Origin of the sequence: Aminobacter sp. Y103A (genome assembly GCF_030294925.1) — a bacterium.
GTDB classification, from domain to species: Bacteria; Pseudomonadota; Alphaproteobacteria; order Rhizobiales; family Rhizobiaceae; genus Aminobacter; species Aminobacter ciceronei.
In genome coordinates this window covers 4222177-4240968 of sequence record NZ_AP017986.1, presented here as the reverse complement: position 1 = coordinate 4240968, position 18792 = coordinate 4222177, and the positions used below count along the sequence as shown (strand labels likewise).

General features: G+C 64.7%; 17 protein-coding genes and 2 riboswitches. Of the genes, 6 read left to right on the top strand and 11 right to left on the bottom strand.

All coding sequences use genetic code 11. The features are described 5' to 3' along the window. Positions 1–4 precede the first annotated feature (4 nt). The 8 genes from Amn_RS20805 to Amn_RS20770 all read right to left on the bottom strand — a co-directional run bounded on the left by Amn_RS20805 (position 5) and on the right by Amn_RS20770 (position 11087). Positions 5–310 carry a putative quinol monooxygenase gene (locus tag Amn_RS20805; protein WP_182575822.1) on the bottom strand — a complete coding sequence of 102 codons (306 nt, stop codon included), beginning with the start codon at positions 308–310 and terminating at the stop codon, positions 5–7. Between the two features lie 129 nt (positions 311–439). Further along, complete coding sequence (locus Amn_RS20800; protein WP_286291336.1) at positions 440–1396, bottom strand: cation diffusion facilitator family transporter; 957 nt, start codon at positions 1394–1396, stop codon at positions 440–442. A gap of 68 nt (positions 1397–1464) precedes the next feature. Then, complete coding sequence (locus Amn_RS20795; protein WP_286291334.1) at positions 1465–3654, bottom strand: anthranilate synthase; 2190 nt, start codon at positions 3652–3654, stop codon at positions 1465–1467. 243 nt (positions 3655–3897) lie between these two features. Continuing rightward, positions 3898–4905, bottom strand: a complete 1008-nt coding sequence (locus tag Amn_RS20790; protein WP_192315031.1) for a FecCD family ABC transporter permease — start codon at positions 4903–4905, stop codon at positions 3898–3900. A gap of 54 nt (positions 4906–4959) precedes the next feature. After that, a complete protein-coding gene (locus Amn_RS20785; protein WP_263006370.1) occupies positions 4960–5904 on the bottom strand; it encodes an ABC transporter substrate-binding protein in 945 nt (314 codons plus the stop codon). 16 nt (positions 5905–5920) lie between these two features. Continuing rightward, positions 5921–6736, bottom strand: coding sequence for an ABC transporter ATP-binding protein (locus Amn_RS20780; RefSeq protein WP_286291326.1), 816 nt, complete (start codon positions 6734–6736; stop codon positions 5921–5923). Between the two features lie 108 nt (positions 6737–6844). After that, positions 6845–7054: riboswitch (cobalamin riboswitch) on the bottom strand. A gap of 32 nt (positions 7055–7086) precedes the next feature. Then, positions 7087–8253: an MFS transporter gene (locus tag Amn_RS20775; RefSeq protein ID WP_067959230.1), complete on the bottom strand. Its 1167-nt coding sequence runs from the start codon at positions 8251–8253 to the stop codon at positions 7087–7089. Between the two features lie 404 nt (positions 8254–8657). After that, positions 8658–11087 carry a membrane-bound PQQ-dependent dehydrogenase, glucose/quinate/shikimate family gene (locus Amn_RS20770; protein ID WP_067959234.1) on the bottom strand — a complete coding sequence of 810 codons (2430 nt, stop codon included), beginning with the start codon at positions 11085–11087 and terminating at the stop codon, positions 8658–8660. Between the two features lie 179 nt (positions 11088–11266). Here Amn_RS20770 and Amn_RS20765 point away from each other — a divergent pair, with 179 nt between their 5' ends. Together Amn_RS20765 and Amn_RS20760 are read left to right on the top strand one after the other, a co-directional pair. After that, positions 11267–11719, top strand: a complete 453-nt coding sequence (locus Amn_RS20765) for a MarR family winged helix-turn-helix transcriptional regulator (protein WP_067959237.1) — start codon at positions 11267–11269, stop codon at positions 11717–11719. 200 nt (positions 11720–11919) lie between these two features. Then, entirely contained in the window at positions 11920–12687 is a 768-nt protein-coding gene (locus Amn_RS20760) for an isocitrate lyase/PEP mutase family protein (protein WP_067959240.1), read from the top strand. Between the two features lie 43 nt (positions 12688–12730). Here the strand turns inward: Amn_RS20760 and Amn_RS20755 are convergent, their stop codons facing one another. Further along, a complete protein-coding gene (locus Amn_RS20755) occupies positions 12731–14113 on the bottom strand; it encodes an FAD-containing oxidoreductase (RefSeq protein WP_286291317.1) in 1383 nt (460 codons plus the stop codon). Continuing rightward, positions 14110–14571: a hypothetical protein gene (locus Amn_RS20750; RefSeq protein ID WP_067959246.1), complete on the bottom strand. Its 462-nt coding sequence runs from the start codon at positions 14569–14571 to the stop codon at positions 14110–14112. The genes Amn_RS20755 and Amn_RS20750 overlap by 4 nt, the downstream gene beginning before the upstream one ends. A gap of 150 nt (positions 14572–14721) precedes the next feature. Between Amn_RS20750 and Amn_RS20745 the strand changes: the two genes are divergently transcribed. The 3 genes from Amn_RS20745 (at position 14722) to Amn_RS20735 (ending at position 16646) form a co-directional block, all read left to right on the top strand. Further along, on the top strand, positions 14722–15276 hold the full coding sequence (locus Amn_RS20745; protein ID WP_067959249.1) for a sugar O-acetyltransferase: 555 nt from the start codon (positions 14722–14724) through the stop codon (positions 15274–15276). Between the two features lie 58 nt (positions 15277–15334). Continuing rightward, positions 15335–15481, top strand: a riboswitch (FMN riboswitch). A gap of 76 nt (positions 15482–15557) precedes the next feature. Further along, positions 15558–16031 carry a 6,7-dimethyl-8-ribityllumazine synthase gene (locus Amn_RS20740; RefSeq protein ID WP_067959252.1) on the top strand — a complete coding sequence of 158 codons (474 nt, stop codon included), beginning with the start codon at positions 15558–15560 and terminating at the stop codon, positions 16029–16031. Between the two features lie 144 nt (positions 16032–16175). Next, the gene (locus tag Amn_RS20735) at positions 16176–16646 is read left to right on the top strand and encodes a GFA family protein (RefSeq protein WP_067959255.1); all 471 of its coding nucleotides are present in this window, start codon (positions 16176–16178) and stop codon (positions 16644–16646) included. Here Amn_RS20735 and Amn_RS20730 read toward each other — a convergent pair. Then, positions 16643–17335, bottom strand: a complete 693-nt coding sequence (locus Amn_RS20730) for a winged helix-turn-helix transcriptional regulator (RefSeq protein ID WP_067959258.1) — start codon at positions 17333–17335, stop codon at positions 16643–16645. The two genes, Amn_RS20735 and Amn_RS20730, sit on opposite strands and share 4 nt — an antisense overlap. 217 nt (positions 17336–17552) lie before the next feature. On the opposite strand from Amn_RS20730, the gene Amn_RS20725 reads away from it, so the two are divergent. After that, positions 17553–18674: an acyl-CoA dehydrogenase family protein gene (locus Amn_RS20725; RefSeq protein ID WP_067959261.1), complete on the top strand. Its 1122-nt coding sequence runs from the start codon at positions 17553–17555 to the stop codon at positions 18672–18674. Positions 18675–18792 lie beyond the last annotated feature (118 nt).

The following is an 18792-nucleotide window of genomic DNA, read 5'->3' as shown; positions in this document are numbered from 1 at the left end:
GGGGCTAGCCTCCGGAGGAGTCCAGCCCGAAGCCGCCAACCGGCTCGGTCTCGATGCTGGTGTCGAAGCCGGCGATGATCGGCATTGCCCGGCTAATCGCCGCCTTGACCTCGGGCAGTTGCAACGAGGCCTTGTGGCTTGCGCTGCTGTCCCAGACCTCGGATATCCAGATCGCGTCGGCGTCGGCTGGATCCCTGGCGATGACATAGCTCAGGCATCCCGGCATGGCACTGGTGCTTCCAAGCAGGATGCCGAGCAGTTCGTCGCGCTTGCCGGCCTGGGCCCGCATCTTCCCTATCAATCCGTACATCTCAGGACTCGCATCGCTTCGTTGCCCGGATTGTGCTTGCGAGGCAGCACTTGTCCAGCCTGACGGCCGAGGTCCGCGGTTCAAGCCGACATCATCCTGACAAACGGGCCAGAGTTCAGCAAAGGTAGCTCAGGCGAAGGGAACCGCCACCGTGCCCTTGGGCAGCTTGGCTTCGTCATCCGGCTCGACATGGATGATGATGCGCACGGAGGGAATTTCCTCCTTCAGCGCATCCTCGATGCGGTCGCAGATGACATGGCTTTCGCCGACGCTCATGTCGGCGTCGACGACGAGATGGAACTCGATGAAGGTGGCGCGGCCGGCAATGCGGGTCTTGAGGTCGTGAACCTCGATCGCGCCCTTGGAGTTGGCCGAGATGATGTCGCGGATGCGCATGTGGTCTTCCAGCTCGACGGCGCGGTCCATCAGCCCGTTCATCGACGAACTCATGACGTGCCAGCCCTGCCACAGGATGTTGAGCGCCACGATGACCGCCAGCACCGGGTCGAGGATCGTCCAGCCGGTGGTAATTGCGCCGACCAGGCCGACAAGCACGCCGGCCGACGTCACCACGTCGGTCATGATGTGATGGCCGTCTGCGACCATCGCCGGCGAGCGCTCTGCGCGGCCGACGCGGATCAGCATGGTGGCCCAGATCGCATTCACCACGGCGGCAATACCGTTGATGCCGAGGCCGAGCCAGGGCTGCTCGGGGTCCATCGGCGTGCCCCAGCTGCGCCATACCTCGAACAGGATCAGCAAGGCCGCGACGATGATCAGCACGCCTTCGAGCACGGCCGAGAAGTACTCGGCCTTGTGGTGGCCGTGCTGGTGGTCGAGATCGGCGGGCTTGTGGCTGACCTTGATTGCCCAGAAGGCGGCCATCGCAGCAACCACGTTGACGATCGATTCCAGCGCGTCCGAATAGAGCGCCACCGAACCCGTCAGCCACCAGGCGACGAATTTCAGCCCCATCACGGCGCCGCCGATGATGATCGACCAGAAAGCCAGTCTTGCGACGCGCTTCTTGGCCGATGTCGGCTGGCTGCCGCCGGCTGAAAATCCCTTCGTTTCGGTCTGGACCATGATCTCGCTTGATGGCTGCTACCCGCCCGCGGCCAAGCAGCCGCGAGAGGGGAGGTTGTCGATGTTGGCTAGGCCGCCTTGTCCTTGGCCTTGCGCGGCATGTGGGCTACCACGTTCTCGATCATGCGCATGCCGGCGTCATGGCCGAGCGTCATGATCGATTCGGGGTGGAACTGCACCGCGGCGATCGGTGCTTTCTTGTGCTCGAACGCCATGATGACGCCGTCCTCAGTCTCCGCCGTGACGACAAAGTCGGAGGGCAGCCGCACCGGATCGGCAAAGATCGAGTGGTAGCGGCCGACGGTCACTTCCTTGGGCAGGCCGGAGAAGACGATGCCCGGCTTGGAGATGCGGATGCGCGATGGCTTGCCATGCATTGGCACCGCCAGCTGGCGCAACTCGCCGCCATAGGCTTCGGCCAGTGCCTGCAGGCCGAGGCAGACGCCGAAGATCGGCAGGTCGCGGTCCCTGGATTTCTTGATCGTTGCCGCCGTGTCGAAGTCCTTCGGCGTGCCGGGGCCGGGGGAGAGCACGACCAGGTCGGGCTTGATCCGGTCGAAGACTTCGTCCGGCACAGGCGAGCGTACGGTCGAGACGTCGGCGCCGGTCTGGCGGAAGTAGTTGGCCAGCGTGTGGACGAAGGAATCCTCGTGGTCGACGAGCAGGATCTTGACCCCTTCACCGACGCGCGCGGTGGCGCGCTCGGTGCCGGGAGCGTTGCCGGTCTTGGCGTCGCGGATGGCGGAGAGCATGGCTGAGGCCTTCAGTTCGGTTTCGGCTTCTTCTTCCTCGGGAACGGAATCGTAGAGCAAAGTGGCGCCCGCGCGCACCTCGCCGATGCCGTCCTGGATGCGGATGGTGCGCAGCGTCATGCCGGTGTTCAGGTCACCGTTGAAATGCACCATGCCGATCGCCCCGCCATACCAGGCGCGGGGGCTCTTCTCGTTCTGCTCGATGAAACGCATGGCCCACAGCTTGGGCGCGCCGGTGACCGTCACGGCCCAGGCGTGGCTGAGGAAGGCGTCGAAGGCATCCATGCCCTCGCGCAGGCGGCCCTCGATGTGGTCGACAGTGTGGATCAGCCGCGAATACATCTCGATCTGGCGGCGGCCGATGACGCGTACCGTGCCTGGCTCGCAAACCCTGGACTTGTCATTGCGGTCGACATCAGAGCACATGGTAAGCTCGGATTCGTCCTTCTTCGAATTGAGCAGCTTCAGGATCTGCTCAGAGTCGGAGATGGCGTCGTCGCCACGCTTGATGGTGCCCGAGATCGGGCAGGTCTCGACGCGGCGGCCGTTGACGCGGACGAACATCTCCGGCGAGGCGCCGATCAGATACTCGCCTTCGCCGAGATTGATGAAGAACGAATAGGGTGAAGGGTTGATCGCCTTCAGCCGGCGCGAAATCTCCGACGGCACCGTCTCGCAGCGCTCGTAGAACATCTGGCCGGGCACGACCTCGAACAGGTCGCCGCGCTTGAAACTGTCCATCGCCCGGCGCACCAGTTGGGCATATTCGCCCGGCTCATGGTCGGCGCGTGGCGGAATGCGGTCGGACGCCTTGAACGGCTCGACGACGCTGTCCCGCGCGAGGCCCTCGGTCGAGAAACCCGCGCCGGAATAGTCGTAGCGATCGTGCCAGGCTTTGGCTGAATAATGGTCGACGACAAGGATCTCGTCGGGCAAAAACAGCACCAGGTCGCGCTGGCTGTCCTTGCGCACCAGTGTGTGCTCGACCGGGTCGAACTGGAAGGCGAGGTCGTAGCCGAAGGCGCCGTAGAGGCCAAGATTGCTGTCCTCGTCCGACTTGAACAAGGCAGTGATGGCGCGCAGCACGGTGAACACCGAAGGCACGCGCGACCGTTCTTCCTCGGTAAAGACGCGGCCGGGCGTCGCCACCTCGAGCGCGATCAGGCGCTTGGAGGTCTCGGTGATCGTCAGCTCATTGAGCGGCGCGAGCACCGCGCGGATCACCGGCAGCAGCACCTCGCCGCGGCCGTTCAGCGCCTCGATCTTCATTGCGCGTCCGCGTGCCGAGATTACCACCGGCGGGTCGATGATGGCGGTGTCCCAGCGGGTGTAACGGCCGGGATATTCGTAGTTGGAGGAAAACACCGCGCCGCGCCGGCTGTTGAGCCCGTCGAGATAGGTCTCGATCGCGCCGTGATAGGCGGTTTCGTGGCGCTGCCGGGTGATCGACACCCCGCCTGACGTCACGTAGCGCTCGGCGCCGTCTTCAAGCAATTCCAACGTCATTCCCGTCTCCATCTCTTGCAGTGGGAGCGTCCGGAGCCTGGTTCGAAAAAAGCAAATGGCCGCCCGGAAATCCCGTTGCGGCCATCACAATCTTCACGCGCACGCGCTTCAAGAGGCCGCTGTCAGCTGGCCCGCCACCAAATGTTCTGGAGCGAAGTCGTGTTCATGGCGGAATGCATAGCGGCGAATTCGGGGCCACGCAACCGGATTTGCGTCGTCTTGCATTGCATTACCAACTGACCCTCACTTTGTTGTCCGTCGCCGCATCAGGATGACGAAAGCAATGCCGCCGATCAGCCCGGTGACGATGCCGAGCGGCATGTCCTGCGGCGGCACGACCGTGCGTGCGGCCATGTCGGCGGCGATCAGGAAGATGGCGCCGACCAGCGCCGACAGCGGCAGCACGCGGCGATAGTCGCCACCGACGAAGAAGCGCACGATGTGCGGGATCATCAGGCCGACAAAGGCGATGACGCCGGAGTAGGCAACCGCACAGCCGGTCAGCAGCGCGCAGGCGACGAAGGCCTTGAGCCGGAAGCGCTGCGCCGGGATGCCGAGTGCGGTTGCGCTTTCGTCGCCCAACGTCATGGCGTTGAGGTTGCGGGTCTGCGTCATCAGCCAGACGCCGCACAGGACAAGGGCTGCCAGCGGATAGGGCAGATGGCTCCATTGCGCCAGCCCGAGCCCGCCAAGCATCCAGAAGATCGCGACATGGGCAGCCTTGGGGTCGCCGATGAAGATCAAGAGGTTGCCTGCGGCCGAGATGATGAAGCTCACCGCCACGCCGGCAAGGATCAGCTGGCCGGCCGACTGCGCCCGCGCCAGGTTGGCGATGGCAAGCACCAGTGCGGTTGCCGCCAGCGCGCCGGCAAAGGCGAAGACCGGTACGGTGACGGTGCCGAGCACCATGCCGGCATGGATCAGCGCCATGATCGCGCCGAAGGCCGCGCCCGACGAAATGCCGAGCAGATGCGGATCGGCGAGCGGATTGCGTGTCACCGACTGCAGGGCTCCCCCCACCAGCGCCAGCGAGGCGCCGACGATGGCGCCCAGGATGACGCGCGGCGCGCGCACGTCCCAGACGATATTCTCGCGTCCGCTCGACCAGACCGCCTCGACGCTTCCCGGTATCAGCTTGTTGGCAATGACGCCCCACACCGTTTCCAGTGGGATCGCCACCGGGCCGACGCCGACGGCAATGATCATGCCTATCACAAGCACCACGGCCAGCCCCGGTATCAGGGCCGGCATGGCGTGGATCAGGACGTGTCTTGGCCCTGTGACGAGGTGGCGATGCGACACGGCTCAGTCGGCCCGCATCGCGGCGGCCAGCCGCTTGATCGCCGCAATGTTGCGCGGTCCCGGCGTCGCCTCGTTGTATTCGAGCACGAAGAAGCGGTTGTTCTTCACTGCCTCGATGTCCTTGAAGGCCGGGTTGGTGCGCATGTAGTCGATCTTCTGCTCGGCAGTTACCTCACCGTAGTTGACGATCACCACCATGTCGGGATTGCGCTCGATGACCGGCTCCCAGCCGATCTCGACCCAGCTCGACTCGACGTCGTCGACGATGTTCTTGCCGCCGGCTGCCTCGATAATGGCAGTCGGCATGGCGTAGCGTCCGGCGGTAAACGGCTTCTGCTCGCCGGAATCGTAGATGAACACGTTGACCGGCTTGTCGAGCTTGGGCAGCTCGCCCTGGAAGTCGGCGAGTTCCTTCTCATAGCCTGCCACCAGGACCTCCGCCTTCTCGCGCACACCAAAAATGGCGCCGAGATTGAGCAGGTCGGCATACATGTCCTGAAGCGACGACTTGTCCTTCTTCATGATGTGGATGCAGCTTTCGGTCAGCTCGTAGACAGCGATCTTGAAGGGCGCGAGCGTATCCGGAGTGACGTCGCCGCCGACCTTCATGCCGTAGTTCCAGCCGGCGAAGAACAGGTCGGTGTCGGCGCCGAGCAGCACTTCCTTGCTGACGTATTGTGGGGCGAGTTCGGGCAGTTCGCCGACGCCCTTGCGCAAATCCTCGCTCAGCGTCTTCCAGCCGGAGATGCCGGAATAGCCCGCCATGTGGTCGGTGAGGCCGAGCGCCAGCATCATCTCGGTCAGGTTGACGTCGTGCGAGACGGCGCGCTTGGGCGCGGCCTCGAAGGTGACGTCGCGGTTGCAGCTCTTGACGGTGACGGGGAAGCCGCTGGCCATAGCTGTTGCGCAGGTAGCGAGCAGGGCGGCGGCGATGATGGGCAGGCGCATGGAGGCTCCTTGATGTTCAGCGTTCGAGGTGGAAGGAAAAGCGTGGACGACCGGTGACGGGATGGTCGTCGAGGGTCGCTCCGACGGAAAAGCTGTCACGTATGCGATCGGGCGTCAGGATGTCGGCGGGCGCGCCGCAGGCAATGGCGCGGCCGCCGTCCATGACAAGCACGCGGTCGGCATGGGCCGAGGCGAGCGCCAAATCGTGCAGGGAAACGATGACGGTGCAGCCGAGATTGCCGAGCAGTTCCAGCACTTCGAGCTGGTGGCGGATGTCGAGGTGGTTGGTCGGTTCGTCGAGGATCAGAAGGTCGGGTCGCTGCACCAATGCCCGGGCGATCATCACGCGCTGCTTTTCGCCGCCCGACAGCGAGCAGAGGTCGCGCGCAGCGAGTGCGGTCAGGCCGAGCAGGGCAAGGGCTGCCTCGACTTGGTCGTAGTCGCGGTCGCTGGTGCCGAAACTCGTGACATGCGGGGTCAGGCCCAACTCGATGATTTCTGCGACGGTCAGGCCGAAGTCCGAGGCGCTTTCCTGAAGCACGGTCGCGATACGGCGGGCGCAGTCGCGCGGCTTCATCTTCCAGATGTCGGTGCCGTCGAGGCGGACAGTGCCCGAAGTCGGCTTGTGGTAGCGGTAGAGGCAGCGCAGCAGGCTCGACTTGCCGGCGCCGTTGGGGCCGACGATGGCGAGCAACTCGCCCGGCGCAACCGCAAGGCTGATCGGCTCGAGGATCGGCTGCGAAGCACGAGGGCCCCAGCTGACGCCATCGAGTTCGAGCAGTGCCGGGGTGGTGCCTACAAGGCGGCTAGCGGCGTGGACGCAATCGAGCATGCCCTGTCTCCGCGGTCGGGCGGAGGCAGCAGAACGATCCGGAAAGCGCGCCGGTACCGAAGAAGGCAGTCGCAACCATCATCATCTCCGCGGCACACCCCGGCCGGTTGAGTTAATCGGATGATGGCAGGTCTCCTGGCTTGCGGGTGATCGCGCCTCGGAGCCTTCCCGGCCTTTCGGCCAGTGGCATGTTTCCGAATTGCTATCCGCTCACAGTTGCGGGGGCAGCCACGGTTTCGCGTCGGGGACGTCTCACCGTGTTCCCATTTAACCTGCTGCCCGAACCGGATAGCAGGAACCATCGCTGTCGTGGCTACAGCAGCGACGGGTTGCTGACAATCGCTAAAGCGTCATGCCGCCTGCTGAATTGCGTCACGGCGGTCGAGCGCGAAGGAAATGAGCGCCACGCCGAAGGCAGACAGTGCGATGGCCGCGCCGACGAAGGGCAGGTCGGCATAGCTCACGCCCATCGAAATCGCAGCACCACCGGCCCAGGCGCCGGCGGCGTTGCCGGCGTTGAAGGCGCCCTGGTTGAGGGTGGCCGCGAGGTTCGGTGCCTCCGAAGCGGTTTCGACGACGCGCATCTGCATCGGCGGCACGATGACGAAGGTGATGACGCCCCACATGAAGACGAGCAGGATCGCCGCTGGCGCCGAAGAGCTGAGTTCGGCGAAGGCGACGTGGATCGCCGCCATCACCACCAGCGCGCCGATGGCTGTGGGCATCAGCTTCCAGTCGGCCAGCTTGCCGCCGATGATGTTGCCGATGGTCATGCCGCCGCCGAACAGCAGCAGCACCCAGGTGACCGATTCAACCGAGAGGCCGCTGACGTCGGTCAGGATCGGCTTGATGTAGGTGAAGACGGCAAACAGGCTGCCCGAGGCGAGCGCCGAGATGATCATGGCGAGCCAGACCTGGAGCTTGCCCAGCACCTTGACCTCGCCTGATACCCCGCCCTTGCCGGGAGGGGCGACGCCCGCAGGGACCAGCCAGGCTATGGCCGCCACCGAGAGCAGGCCGATGACGACGACGGCAAAGAAGGTGGCGCGCCAGCCATAGGCTTCGCCGAGTGCCGTGCCGCCGGGAACGCCGAGGATGTTCGCCAATGTCAGGCCGGCAAACATCAACGCAATTGCGCTGGCGCGCTTGTTGGTTGGGACCAGGCTTGCCGCCACCACCGAGCCGATGCCGAAGAAGGCGCCGTGACCAAAGGCGGTGATGACGCGGGCGATCATCAGCGTCCAGTAAGTGGGGGCGATGGCGCAGAGCAGGTTGCCGAAGACGAACATCATGGCGAGCCCGATCAGCACCGGTTTGCGCGGCAGTTTCGCTGTGCCCACCGCGATGATCGGGGCGCCGACGACGACGCCGAGCGCGTAGCCGGTGACCAGAAGACCGGCGGCCGGGATCGACACGCCGAGGTCTGCGGCGACCTCCGGCAACAGGCCCATGATCACGAATTCGGTGGTGCCGATGCAAAAGGATGCAACGGCCAGAGCGAGGATCGGCAAGGGCATGGGCGGACTCAGGGGAGCTGAAACGATTTAGACGCACAATTTCCTCATGTCCGGCGCGGCACAAGCGACGTTGCCGCATTGCAGCAATGCACCTGGCGCATAGGAGAAGTGCGCAAGGCGCTAGCTGAGACGATCAGGATTGCTGGGTGAGGTCGCGTCGGAGAAATTCGTAGAGCCGGTCGACTGCCGAATTGGCGGCCTGCGGGTTGCGCAATATGCCGATTTCCATCTCGGGCAGAGGCGGCAGGCCCTCGGCTTCGCCGATGACGCGCAGGCCGGGGGCACGCTGCGCTGGGCGAGCACGGCTACTGGCGGGTACCCGTTCGTCGCACGGGTACCGCCCTTGCCGGCCAGAAATGAAAAGGGCGCCCGAGGCGCCCCTTCCGATGTCGATGCGCCCAGACTCAGTTCTGCCTGGGCAGCCTGTAGGCGACGATGTAGTCGCCGCGGTCAGGCGACTGGCGCGCCCCGCCGGCCGAGATGACCACATATTGCGTTCCGCTCTCATGCGAGACGAAGGTCATTGGCGTAGACTGGGCGCCGACAGGCAGCCGGCCCTTCCACAACTCATTGCCCGTCTCCACGTCGAGTGCACGCAGATAATAGTCCTGCGTGCCGGCGTAGAAGACGAGGCCGCCTGACGTCGCGATCGGACCGCCCAGCGTCGGCATGCCGATCGGGATCTGCAGGCCGGTTTTCATGCCAAGCGGACCGGTATCCTGCAGCGTGCCCGCCGGAACCTGCCAGGCGATCTGGCGGGTCTTGAGGTCGATGCCGGTGAAGGTGCCATAAGGCGGCTGGTGACAGGGAACGCCGAGCGGCGACATGAAGCCGTTCTTCAGCGCGCCATAGGGCGTGCCCTTCTGCTGCGACAGGCCGTCATGGGCTGCCGAGCCGCCATAATTGTCGGTCTCCTCGCGCGGCATCAGCTGGGCGAACTGCGGCATGCGGATGTCGTTGACGATCAGCAACCCCCGGGCCTCGTCGATCGCCGCACTGCCCCAGTTCATGCCGCCATAGTAGCCTGGAAAGATGATCGAACGCGTCAGGCCGGGAGGCGTGAATTCGCCCTCGTAGCGCATCTTCTTGAACTCGATGCGGCAGTAGAGCTGGTCGTAAGGCGTCGCACCCCACATCTTGGCCTCGGCGAACGGCTCCGCACCGATCGCCGGCATGCCGACCGAATAGGGCTGAGTCGGCGACAGGAAGTCCTCCGGCACGCCGCCGGTCTGCGGAACGGCGCGCTCCTCGACCTCGGCGATCGGCTTGCCGTCGCGGCGGTCGAGCATGAAGATCTGCCCGCGCTTGGTGATCTGGATCAGCGCCGGAACCGTGCCGCCCTTGCCATCCGGCACGTCGTAGAGCGCCGGCTGGGCGGGAACGTCGTAGTCCCAGATGTCGTGATGCACGGTCTGGAACTTCCAGCGTTCGCGGCCGGTTGCAATGTCGAGGGCGACGACCGAGGCGGTATAGTCCTCGGCGGCCTTCGAGCGATGTGCGCCAAAGAAGTCGGGCGTGGCGTTGCCGGTCGGCAGGTAGACAAGGCCAAGGGCCTCGTCATAGGCCGGTGTCGACCAGACATTGGGCGTGCCGCGGGTGTAGCTTTCGCCTTCCGGCGGCAGCTTGGTGATGGCGGGGTTGCCGAGATCCCAGGCCCAGACCAGTTCGCCGGTGAGGGCGTTGAAGGCGCGTACGGCGCCGGAGGGTTCACCTGTCTCGACATTGTCCCACACCCAGCCGCCGACCATGATCAGGTCACGCGCCACGGTGGGGGCGGAGGTCTGGAAGTAGAAACCGTCCTTGATCTCGCCCATGCCGCTTTTGAGGTCGACGATGCCGCCATTGCCGAAATCCTGGCACAGCTCGCCGGTCTTGGCATCGAGCTGGATCAGGCGGGCGTCGATGGTGGTCATGACGATGCGGGCGGCGCAGGATGCCGCCGCAGCGGGCATGTCGGGCGTCGACGCTACGACGCTTGCGGGTGCCAGCGGGTCGGCGGAGGCTGCATTGGCCTCGCTCGGTGCCGAAGCCGGCTCGTAATAGCTGACGCCACGGCAACGCTGCCACAGCGGCGACTTGGCTTTCGGGTCGAATTTCCACTTCACTTCGCCCGTATCCGGGTTCAGCGCATGGACGATGTTGTTGGGCGAGCAGGTGTAGAGCGTGTCGTTGACGAAGAGCGGCGTGTTCTGGTCCTGCGCGGTCCCTGAGGGGATATCGCCCGATTGGAACGTCCAGGCAACCTCGAGCTTGTCGACATTGTCGCGGTTGATCTGGTCGATCGGGGCATAGCGTGTACCTGCCGGGGTTCGGCCATAATGGCGCCAGTCGGTGGCGCTGGCGGCTGCCGGAGGAACGCTCGGCTTGGGCTCGGCAGAGGCGAGCGTATTGCTGATGATGCCATGTGGGGTGAAGCCGTAGAAGGCGGTAGCGACAAGTGCCGCGACCAGCAGGCCGGCAAGCGCGAACGGAGCCCGTTTGCCGGTGCGCGTCGGGAAGAGCGGGGCGAGCAACAGCGCCGGGATGGCGATGACGGCAGGTGCTACGAGGCGCGGAATCAAAGGCCAGAATTCGAGGCCGGATTCCCAGAGCGCCCAGGCAATCGTTGCCAAAAACACCAGGCCGTAGAGCCAGAGACCCGCCCTGCGGCGCATGACGTAGAGAATGCCGGAGGCGATGACGCCGAGACCGGCAAGCGCGTAATACCAGGATCCGCCCAGGCCGATCAACTGGACGCCGCCGTAGACGAGCGGTGCCCCGATGACGACCAAGAGCAGGCCGAATAGAACCAGAAGCCAGCCGCCGCTGCCTCTGGGTGTCTGTTGTGCTGCCATGTCGATGTCTCGCGAAGATTGAACCGAAAATCAGCCGCCCGGGCGGGCGGTTTCGGACGCGACCGTCATGCCGGCGCTCTGCGGAGAACTCCTCGCCTCTACCTCCGCACAGACGTCGCGACCGTGTTCCGGCCGAGAATCTCATCGCATCCTAATAGATAATATGTTATCTTTCTCGAATGTCCAATGACGCATCCGACCGCGCCGGTTTCGGCAGGAGCCTGCTCTCCGTCGCCCGGCTTTGGCGCCACGCGGCGGACAGCGCGCTCGACGACTGCGGCCTGTCGCATGCCACCGCCATGCCGTTGCTGACGCTGTCGCGGCTGGGCGACAATATCCGCCAGGGCGTGATCGCCGACCATCTCGGTTTCGAAGGTCCGTCTCTGGTGCGCATCGTTGATCTGCTTGCAGCCGACGGCCTGATCACCCGCAGTGGCGATCCCGGTGACCGCCGTGCCAAGATTCTGTCCCTGACCGATGCCGGCCGCAGCCGCGTCGAGGAGATCGAGTTGATCCTCGAACGCCTGCGCACCGAGCTTCTGGCCGACGAGGACGCCGCGGAACTTAAGGTCGCGCTCGGTGTGCTTGTGCGTCTTGAACAGCGGCTGCTGGCAGCGGATCCGGACAGCTGAGGGTAGGGGCGGAAAGGTTCATCTATCTGGGCCGCAACCGTTGTTCGCCGGTCATGGCATGGCATCGCCGCGACGGTCCGACCCACGCAACGGTGATTACCCCTGTCGCTGGCAACTCACTTACCGCATTCTGCGCTATGGCCAAGCAGCGTCACGCTGCTAGGTTCCAGACCTTCAGTCACCCCAAGAGGCAGAATTCCATGACCAGCCAGATCGACAAGGCCAAGGCCTTCCATGCCCTGCATGTGAAGGGCGACCCGGTGGTGCTCTATAACATCTGGGATCCCGGCAGCGCGGCCATCGTCGCCAAGGCCGGTGCCAAGGCGATCGCGACGGGCAGCTGGCCGGTTGCCGCTGCCTTCGGTTTCGCCGATGGCGAAAAGATTCCGCTCGACCTGGTACTCTACAACATCCGCCGCATCGTCGCCGCCACGGACCTGCCGGTCACGATGGACCTCGAGGGCGGCTATGGCGTCGAGCCCGAGGCTGTCGCAGCGACAGTGACGCGGGCGCTGGCGGAAGGGGTGATCGGCTTCAACTTCGAGGACCAGATCGTCGGCGGCAGCGGCCTGCACGACATCGCTGTCCAGGTGAAGCGCATCGCCGCGGCGGCCGATGCCGTCAAGGCGTCAGGCATTCCCGCCTTCATCAACGCCCGCACCGACATCTTCCTGAAAGCCAAGCCTGACGAACACAGCGACGCGCTTGTCGATGCCGCGATCGAACGCGCAGAAGCCTACGCCAAGGCGGGCGCGCATGGCTTCTTCGCGCCGGGCCTCGGCAATGAGGCGCTGATCGGCAAGCTCTGCAAGGCGGTCTCGCTGCCGGTCAACATCATCGCGCTCGCTCATGTGCCGCCAAAGGCGAAGCTGGCCGAGCTTGGCGTCGGCCGCATCAGCTATGGCCCGGTGCCGTACCGACAGATGGCGGAATGGCTGGAGGCCAAGGCGCGCGCGGCCTTCGAGTAAGCCAACCGGAACAGGCCCATCCCGTTGCTGGGATGGGCCGACCCTATGCCAGCGGCTTCAGCTCGATGGCAATCGTCGGCAGAAGCTCCGACACCGTCGGATGAATGTGTACCGCGCGCTGCAGCGTCTCGATCGGCGCCCTGGCATACATCAGGTCGAGTACGGCATGGATCGTCTCGTCGCCGCCAGTGCCCAGCACCGAGGCGCCGAGGATCTGCCTGGTGTCGGCATCGACAAGGATCTTCATGAAGCCTTGCGTCTCGCCCTTTTCGACGGCGCGGCCGACGCGCGTCATCGGCCTTTGGCCTGCCAGCACCTTGCGGCCGCTCTTGCGCGCTGCCGTCTCCGTCATGCCGGCGCGGCCGAGCGGCGGGTCGACATAGAGCGCATAGGCCTCGATGCGGTCCGAAACCTTGCGCGGGTCGTTGTCGAGCAGGTTGGCGGCGACGATCTCGAAATCATTGTAGGCGGTGTGGGTGAAGGCGCCCTTGCCGTTGCAGTCGCCCATCGCCCAGATGTGCGGGACGTTGGTCCTGAGCTGGTCGTCGACCTCGATGTAGCCGCGCTTGTCGGTGGCCACGCCCGCTCTGTCGAGGCCGAGATCGTCGGTGTTGGGCTTGCGGCCGATGGCAAGCAGCACGTGGCTGCCCGTTACGGCACGGTCGCCTGAGGTGCAGTCGACGCCGACGGTCACGCCGTCGGGATGCCGGGCAAAGCTGATGCATTCGGCGTTCAGCCTGAGGGCGATGCCTTCATGTTCGAGTATGCCCCTCACTGACTCCGAGACATCCTCGTCCTCGCGCGAGATCAGCCGCGGGCCCTTTTCCACCACGGTCACTTGCGCGCCGAAGCGGCGGAACATCTGGGCGAATTCCAGCCCGATATAGCTGCCGCCGACGACCACGAGATGACGGGGCAGGAAATCCACCTCCATCATCGATGTGTTGGTCAAATATTCGATGTCGTTGACGCCGGGCATGTCCGGAATGTTGGCGCGGCCGCCGACATTGATGAAGATGCGCTCGCCATGGAGCAGTTCGTTGCCGACACGCACCTCATGCGGCCCTTCGAAATGGGCATGGCCGCGAAACAGCGTGCAGTCCTTCATGCCGGCGATCCAGCTTTCGAGGCCGGCGCGGGAATCGACGGTTACCTTGTCCTTGCGCGCCTTCACGGCCTGCATATCGACCGAGACTTCGCTGGTCGACACGCCATATTCGGCGCCGGTGCGGGCGAGATGGGCGGCATAGGCGCTGGCGACCATCGTCTTGGTTGGCTTGCAGCCGGTGTTGACACAGGTGCCGCCGACAAGCTTGCGTTCGATCAGCGCCACAGTCTGACCCGCTGCCGTCAGCCGTCCGGCCAGCGGCGGCCCGGCCTGGCCGCAGCCGATGATGATGGCGTCGAATCTTTGCGCTGTGCTCATACGACCATGCTCACGACCAGCAGGGCGCCGAGTATCGCCACGGCATCCTCGATCAATGCCGCCGGCAAGTCGTTGCCGAAGGAAGCCGCGAGACGGCCTCTGATCTCCGCGCCGCCGAGCGTGCCGAGGATTGCGCCGATGATGCCGGCAGCCAGCCCGCCAACAACGATGCCGCCAGCGGTGCCGATGACGGCGCCGGTCAGCGCGCCCATGACGATGCGGGTGCCAAATTGCACCGGCACCTTGCGGCTAGGTGTCGACGGCAACTGATCGGTGACCAATTCGACAATGGTCAGCACGGTGAATATGGCGACCGCTATCCAGTGGCCCATGAAGCCAGCCCAGGTGCCGGCCAGCGGCAGCCAGCCGAGCCAGGCGCCCCAGGCGACTGCCGCCGGCGCGGTCATGGCCCTGAGGCCGGCAACAATGCCGATGAGAAGCGCGAGCAGGTAGATCATCCTTCGTCCCCCGTGGATGTGTCTGGTCCAGAAGTGCACTTTGTCAGCAGGCTAGCACAGCCATCTGGTTTCGCCAGAGCCGCGAGGCTTCGACCTTTGCAGCATGGCCGGTTCTGTGGTTTGGCTGGACAAGCAGGAAGGACATTTGAAATGGCTCAGAGCGAACGCGAAAAGATGGCGGCCGGCGCCTGGTACAACTGCGTCGATGCCGAACTCGACGCACTCCGCGCAGTGGCGGCCGACGCCGTCTTCGAGCACCGCTCGCTACGGCCCGTGGAGCGCGGCGATATCGCGCCCCGGCTACGAACGTTGCTCGGCTCGGCGGGTGAGGGCGCTCGCATCGAAGCGCCGTTCCACTGCGCCTACGGTTTCAACATTCATCTGGGCGAGGGCGTGTTCCTCAATGCCGGCTGCACCATCCTCGACACGGCAACCGTCAGCATCGGCGCGGGCACGATGTTCGGCCCCGGCGTACAGATCTATTGCCCCGAGCACCACAAGGACCCGGTCCAGCGTCGCGCCGGCCTGGAGATTGGCCGGCCGGTCACCATCGGCCGCAATGTCTGGATCGGCGGTAGCGCCATCTTGCTGGGGGGCATTGAGATTGGCGACGACGCTATCGTCGGTGCCGGCTCGGTGGTGACGAAAAGAGTTGCGGCCGGCGCGACCGTCGTCGGCAATCCGGCACGGCTGATTTCTGGATAGAGAAACTATTATTCCTGTCATTGACAGCGCCCCTGCGCGCCGCCATATCGTGAGGCGTTAATGTTCTCAGGGCGGGGTGAAAGTCCCCACCGGCGGTAAGGGTTTTCGAACCCAAGCCCGCGAGCGCTTCCCGGTAACGGGAGGGTCAGCAGATCCGGTGCAACTCCGGAGCCGACGGTCATAGTCCGGATGGAAGAGAACGAACGGGAAAGCGGAGGCGCAAGCCGCCGGGATTCCGTCTCGTGCGTCCTGATTCTGGTTCGAAACGGAAGGATGGACCCATGAATCAGCAATCCCCGAAAGACTTCGATACAACCCGCGTCGCCGTGATCCGTGCGCGCTGGCATGCCGACATCGTCGACGAATGCGTGAAAGCCTTCAGCTCCGAGATCGAGACGCTGTCGGACGGCCGCTTCGCAGTCGATGTCTATGACGTGCCCGGCGCCTACGAGATCCCGCTGTTTGCCAAGACGTTGGCCGAGACCGGCCGCTACCAGGCGATCCTCGGCACCGCCTTTGTCGTCAATGGCGGCATCTACCGCCACGACTTCGTGGCGCATGCCGTGCTCGACGGCATGATGAATGTGCAGCTTCAGACAGGCGTTCCGGTGCTGTCGGCGGTGCTCACCCCGCACAATTACCACGACAGCGCCGAGCATCACCGCTTCTTCTTCGACCACTTCAAGGTCAAGGGCAAGGAAGCCGCCAACGCCTGCGTCGAACTGCTCAAGGCACGCGCCCTGGTCGCCGCCTGAAGTGATCGCACCGACCCGGCCCTCCTCTCAGGGGAGGGCCGACGGCCCCTGCGATGGCACGTCACACCGGAAGCCAGAAGCTGGCCCTATGCTTCGGAACGCTGCGGTTGCAGGATGCGCAAAGCATCATGCAAGGGGGCTGACATGTCGTCCATACCACTGCCACTCAAGGGGGCGTGCCGCTGCGGCCGCGTCGAGATCGAGGTGTCAAAAGCGCCGATCTGCACCGCGGCCTGCCATTGTCCCGGCTGCCAGAAGATGTCGTCTTCGGCCTATTCGCTAACGGCAATGGTGCCGGCAGACGGCTTTGCCGTCACCCAGGGCGAAACCGTTGTCGGGGGAGCGCATGGGGAGCAGTTGCACCACCAGTTCTGCGACCATTGCAAGACGTGGATGTTCACCCGTGTCGTCGGTGTCGACTGGTTCGTCAATGTGCGTCCGACCATGCTGGAGGATGCCACGTGGTTCCGGCCCTTCATGGAAACCTATACCAGGACGAAGATGCCCTTCGCCGCGACGGGGGCTGTCAGGAGCTTCGACGAATTCCCCGAAATGGAGGACCTTGAGCCGTTGTTGCACGAGTATCTCGCCTGGGCGGAAGCGGGCGAGACCTAAGGTGCCCGGCGCGCCAGCGGCGCAAAGCTACTCAGGCCGAGCCAGGCCTGCATGGCGTGGGCGATCTTGTCGTCGCCATCGAGCTCCAACCGACCGGAATCGAGTTCCTGGTTGAGTTTGGACAGGCCCATCCAAACCGATGTCATGCTGCGCAGGGATCCCCTGACCTCGAGGTCGATGTCGAAGCCGGGGTCGGAATTGCAAAGGTCGACTGTCCCGTCGGCGACCACCAGCCACCAATTTTGCTGCGCTTTCGCCACTTCGGGGTACAGAAAGTGAATCGTGCAGCGTTTTGGCGGCAGGGGCTGCGGGTTGAGGTTGCGGCGCATGTCCCACATCAGGAGCGAAGGGTCGAGATTCCTGAGGGTTAGCTGGGATTCCACCCAGCGATGGCCCCAGTCGCCAAGGCCGAGAATGATCGGCCGCAAATCCTCTCCGGCCTCGGTCAGCCGGTATTCGACGCTGCCCGCGCCGCCACGCTCGGTCTGGATCACGCCAGCGCGCTCAAGTTCCTTCAGCCGCTTGGACAGCAGAGCCGGTGACATGCGTGGCACGCCGCGGCGCAGATCGTTGAAACGGCTCGATCCCATCAGCATTTCGCGCACGACCAGCGTTGTCCAGCGGGTGCACAGCACTTCCGACGCCATCGAAACCGGGCAAAACTGGCCGTAACCGCCGCGATCGCTCATCTCGCACCATTCGCAGGAGACCCGGCCTTATAGCGCAAAAGCAGCATGCTCGCACCTAGCCCATAGGGACGATCGGCTCGGCCGGCGATTCACTTCCTGAACTGGACCGGGGCGGCCCTTGGCGCGATCCTTGGCTCTGACCTGCCGGTCAACAGGAGACGACTTGATGAGAAGTCTTGATAACGCTGCGCTGGCACGAGCCGGCGTGACTGGTGCAATGCCGATCGATGTGGTCGCTGCGGCTAACGACCTGGTTCCAGCCCTGTCCGAGCGGGCGCGGCAGTTTGACGAGGGCGACATCTTCGTCGCCGACAATTATGCGCTCTTAAAGAAGGCCGGCCTCACCAGCGCTGGCGTGCCGCTCGAACTGGGCGGCGGCGGTGCCGACATCGCCGAGCTTGCGGAAATGCTGCGTATCATGGCGCGGGCTTGCGGCTCGACAGCGCTCGCCTTTGCCATGCACACGCATCAGGTGGCCATCCCCGCCTGGCGCTGGCGCCACCAGAAGGTCGCTGCTGTCGAACCGCTGCTCAAGCGCGTCGCTGCCGAAAACCTGATCCTGCTGTCGTCAGGCGGGTCCGACTGGATCGGTGGTTCAGGCAAGGCCGAGAAGGTCGAGGGCGGCTACCGCATCACGGCGCGCAAGGTCTTCACCTCAGGTGCTGCCGCCGGCGACATGTTGATGACCGGGGCGATCACCTGTGCCGACGACGGCAGCGAAAAGGTGATCCATTTCGGCGTGCCGATGCGGGCGCCCGAGGTTCGCGTGATGGACAACTGGCGCACGCTCGGCATGCGCGGCACCGGCTCGAACGACGTCGTCATCGACGGGCTGTTCGTGCCCGATGCGTCGGTCGCCTTTTCGCGCGCAGCGGGCCACTGGCATCCGGTGTTCCAGATCATCGCCACAATTGCCTTCCCGCTGATCTACGCCGTCTATCTTGGCATAGCCGAGAGCGCCCGCGACATTGCTGTCGAGATCGCGAGGAAGAAGCCGGCCAGCGAGACCGTACTCAACCTTGCCGGCCGCATGGACACCGCCCTGCGCGCCGCCCAGATGGCGCATCGTTCGATGATCGAGGAGGTCGGGCGCAACCGCCCGTCGGCGGAAAGCGTCAATGAGGTGATGATCGGCCGTACGCTGGTCGCCAGCCATGGGCTCGAAGTCGTTGAACTGGCAATGGAACTTGCCGGCGGCTCGTCCTTCTACCGCGACAAGGGCCTTGAACGCCGCTTCCGCGACATGCAGGCCGCGCGCTTCCACCCGCTTCAATCCGGCCCGCAGGCGCGATATGCCGGGGCTGTGGCGCTTGGGCTTCCGGTCGACACGATCTTCTGAACATAACTCCCAAGGCAATCAGCCGTCGCGACCAGTCGCGGCGGCTGATATGTAGTGTTCGAGCCTTTCGCAATGCGGTACATCTGCACACGTGCATGTTCCCGCGAAGTCGGTTCCG

Bases quoted from the DNA above. Each gene is read 5' to 3' on its own strand.
- Amn_RS20805 (WP_182575822.1), bottom strand. From the start codon at position 310: ATGTACGGATTGATAGGGAAGATGCGGGCCCAGGCCGGCAAGCGCGAC.
- Amn_RS20800 (WP_286291336.1), bottom strand. From the start codon at position 1,396: ATGGTCCAGACCGAAACGAAGGGATTTTCAGCCGGCGGCAGCCAGCCG.
- Amn_RS20795 (WP_286291334.1), bottom strand. From the start codon at position 3,654: ATGACGTTGGAATTGCTTGAAGACGGCGCCGAGCGCTACGTGACGTCA.
- Amn_RS20790 (WP_192315031.1), bottom strand. From the start codon at position 4,905: ATGCCGGCCCTGATACCGGGGCTGGCCGTGGTGCTTGTGATAGGCATG.
- Amn_RS20785 (WP_263006370.1), bottom strand. From the start codon at position 5,904: ATGCGCCTGCCCATCATCGCCGCCGCCCTGCTCGCTACCTGCGCAACA.
- Amn_RS20780 (WP_286291326.1), bottom strand. From the start codon at position 6,736: ATGCTCGATTGCGTCCACGCCGCTAGCCGCCTTGTAGGCACCACCCCG.
- Amn_RS20775 (WP_067959230.1), bottom strand. From the start codon at position 8,253: ATGCCCTTGCCGATCCTCGCTCTGGCCGTTGCATCCTTTTGCATCGGC.
- Amn_RS20770 (WP_067959234.1), bottom strand. From the start codon at position 11,087: ATGGCAGCACAACAGACACCCAGAGGCAGCGGCGGCTGGCTTCTGGTT.
- Amn_RS20765 (WP_067959237.1), top strand. From the start codon at position 11,267: ATGTCCAATGACGCATCCGACCGCGCCGGTTTCGGCAGGAGCCTGCTC.
- Amn_RS20760 (WP_067959240.1), top strand. From the start codon at position 11,920: ATGACCAGCCAGATCGACAAGGCCAAGGCCTTCCATGCCCTGCATGTG.
- Amn_RS20755 (WP_286291317.1), bottom strand. From the start codon at position 14,113: ATGAGCACAGCGCAAAGATTCGACGCCATCATCATCGGCTGCGGCCAG.
- Amn_RS20750 (WP_067959246.1), bottom strand. From the start codon at position 14,571: ATGATCTACCTGCTCGCGCTTCTCATCGGCATTGTTGCCGGCCTCAGG.
- Amn_RS20745 (WP_067959249.1), top strand. From the start codon at position 14,722: ATGGCTCAGAGCGAACGCGAAAAGATGGCGGCCGGCGCCTGGTACAAC.
- Amn_RS20740 (WP_067959252.1), top strand. From the start codon at position 15,558: ATGAATCAGCAATCCCCGAAAGACTTCGATACAACCCGCGTCGCCGTG.
- Amn_RS20735 (WP_067959255.1), top strand. From the start codon at position 16,176: ATGTCGTCCATACCACTGCCACTCAAGGGGGCGTGCCGCTGCGGCCGC.
- Amn_RS20730 (WP_067959258.1), bottom strand. From the start codon at position 17,335: ATGAGCGATCGCGGCGGTTACGGCCAGTTTTGCCCGGTTTCGATGGCG.
- Amn_RS20725 (WP_067959261.1), top strand. From the start codon at position 17,553: ATGCCGATCGATGTGGTCGCTGCGGCTAACGACCTGGTTCCAGCCCTG.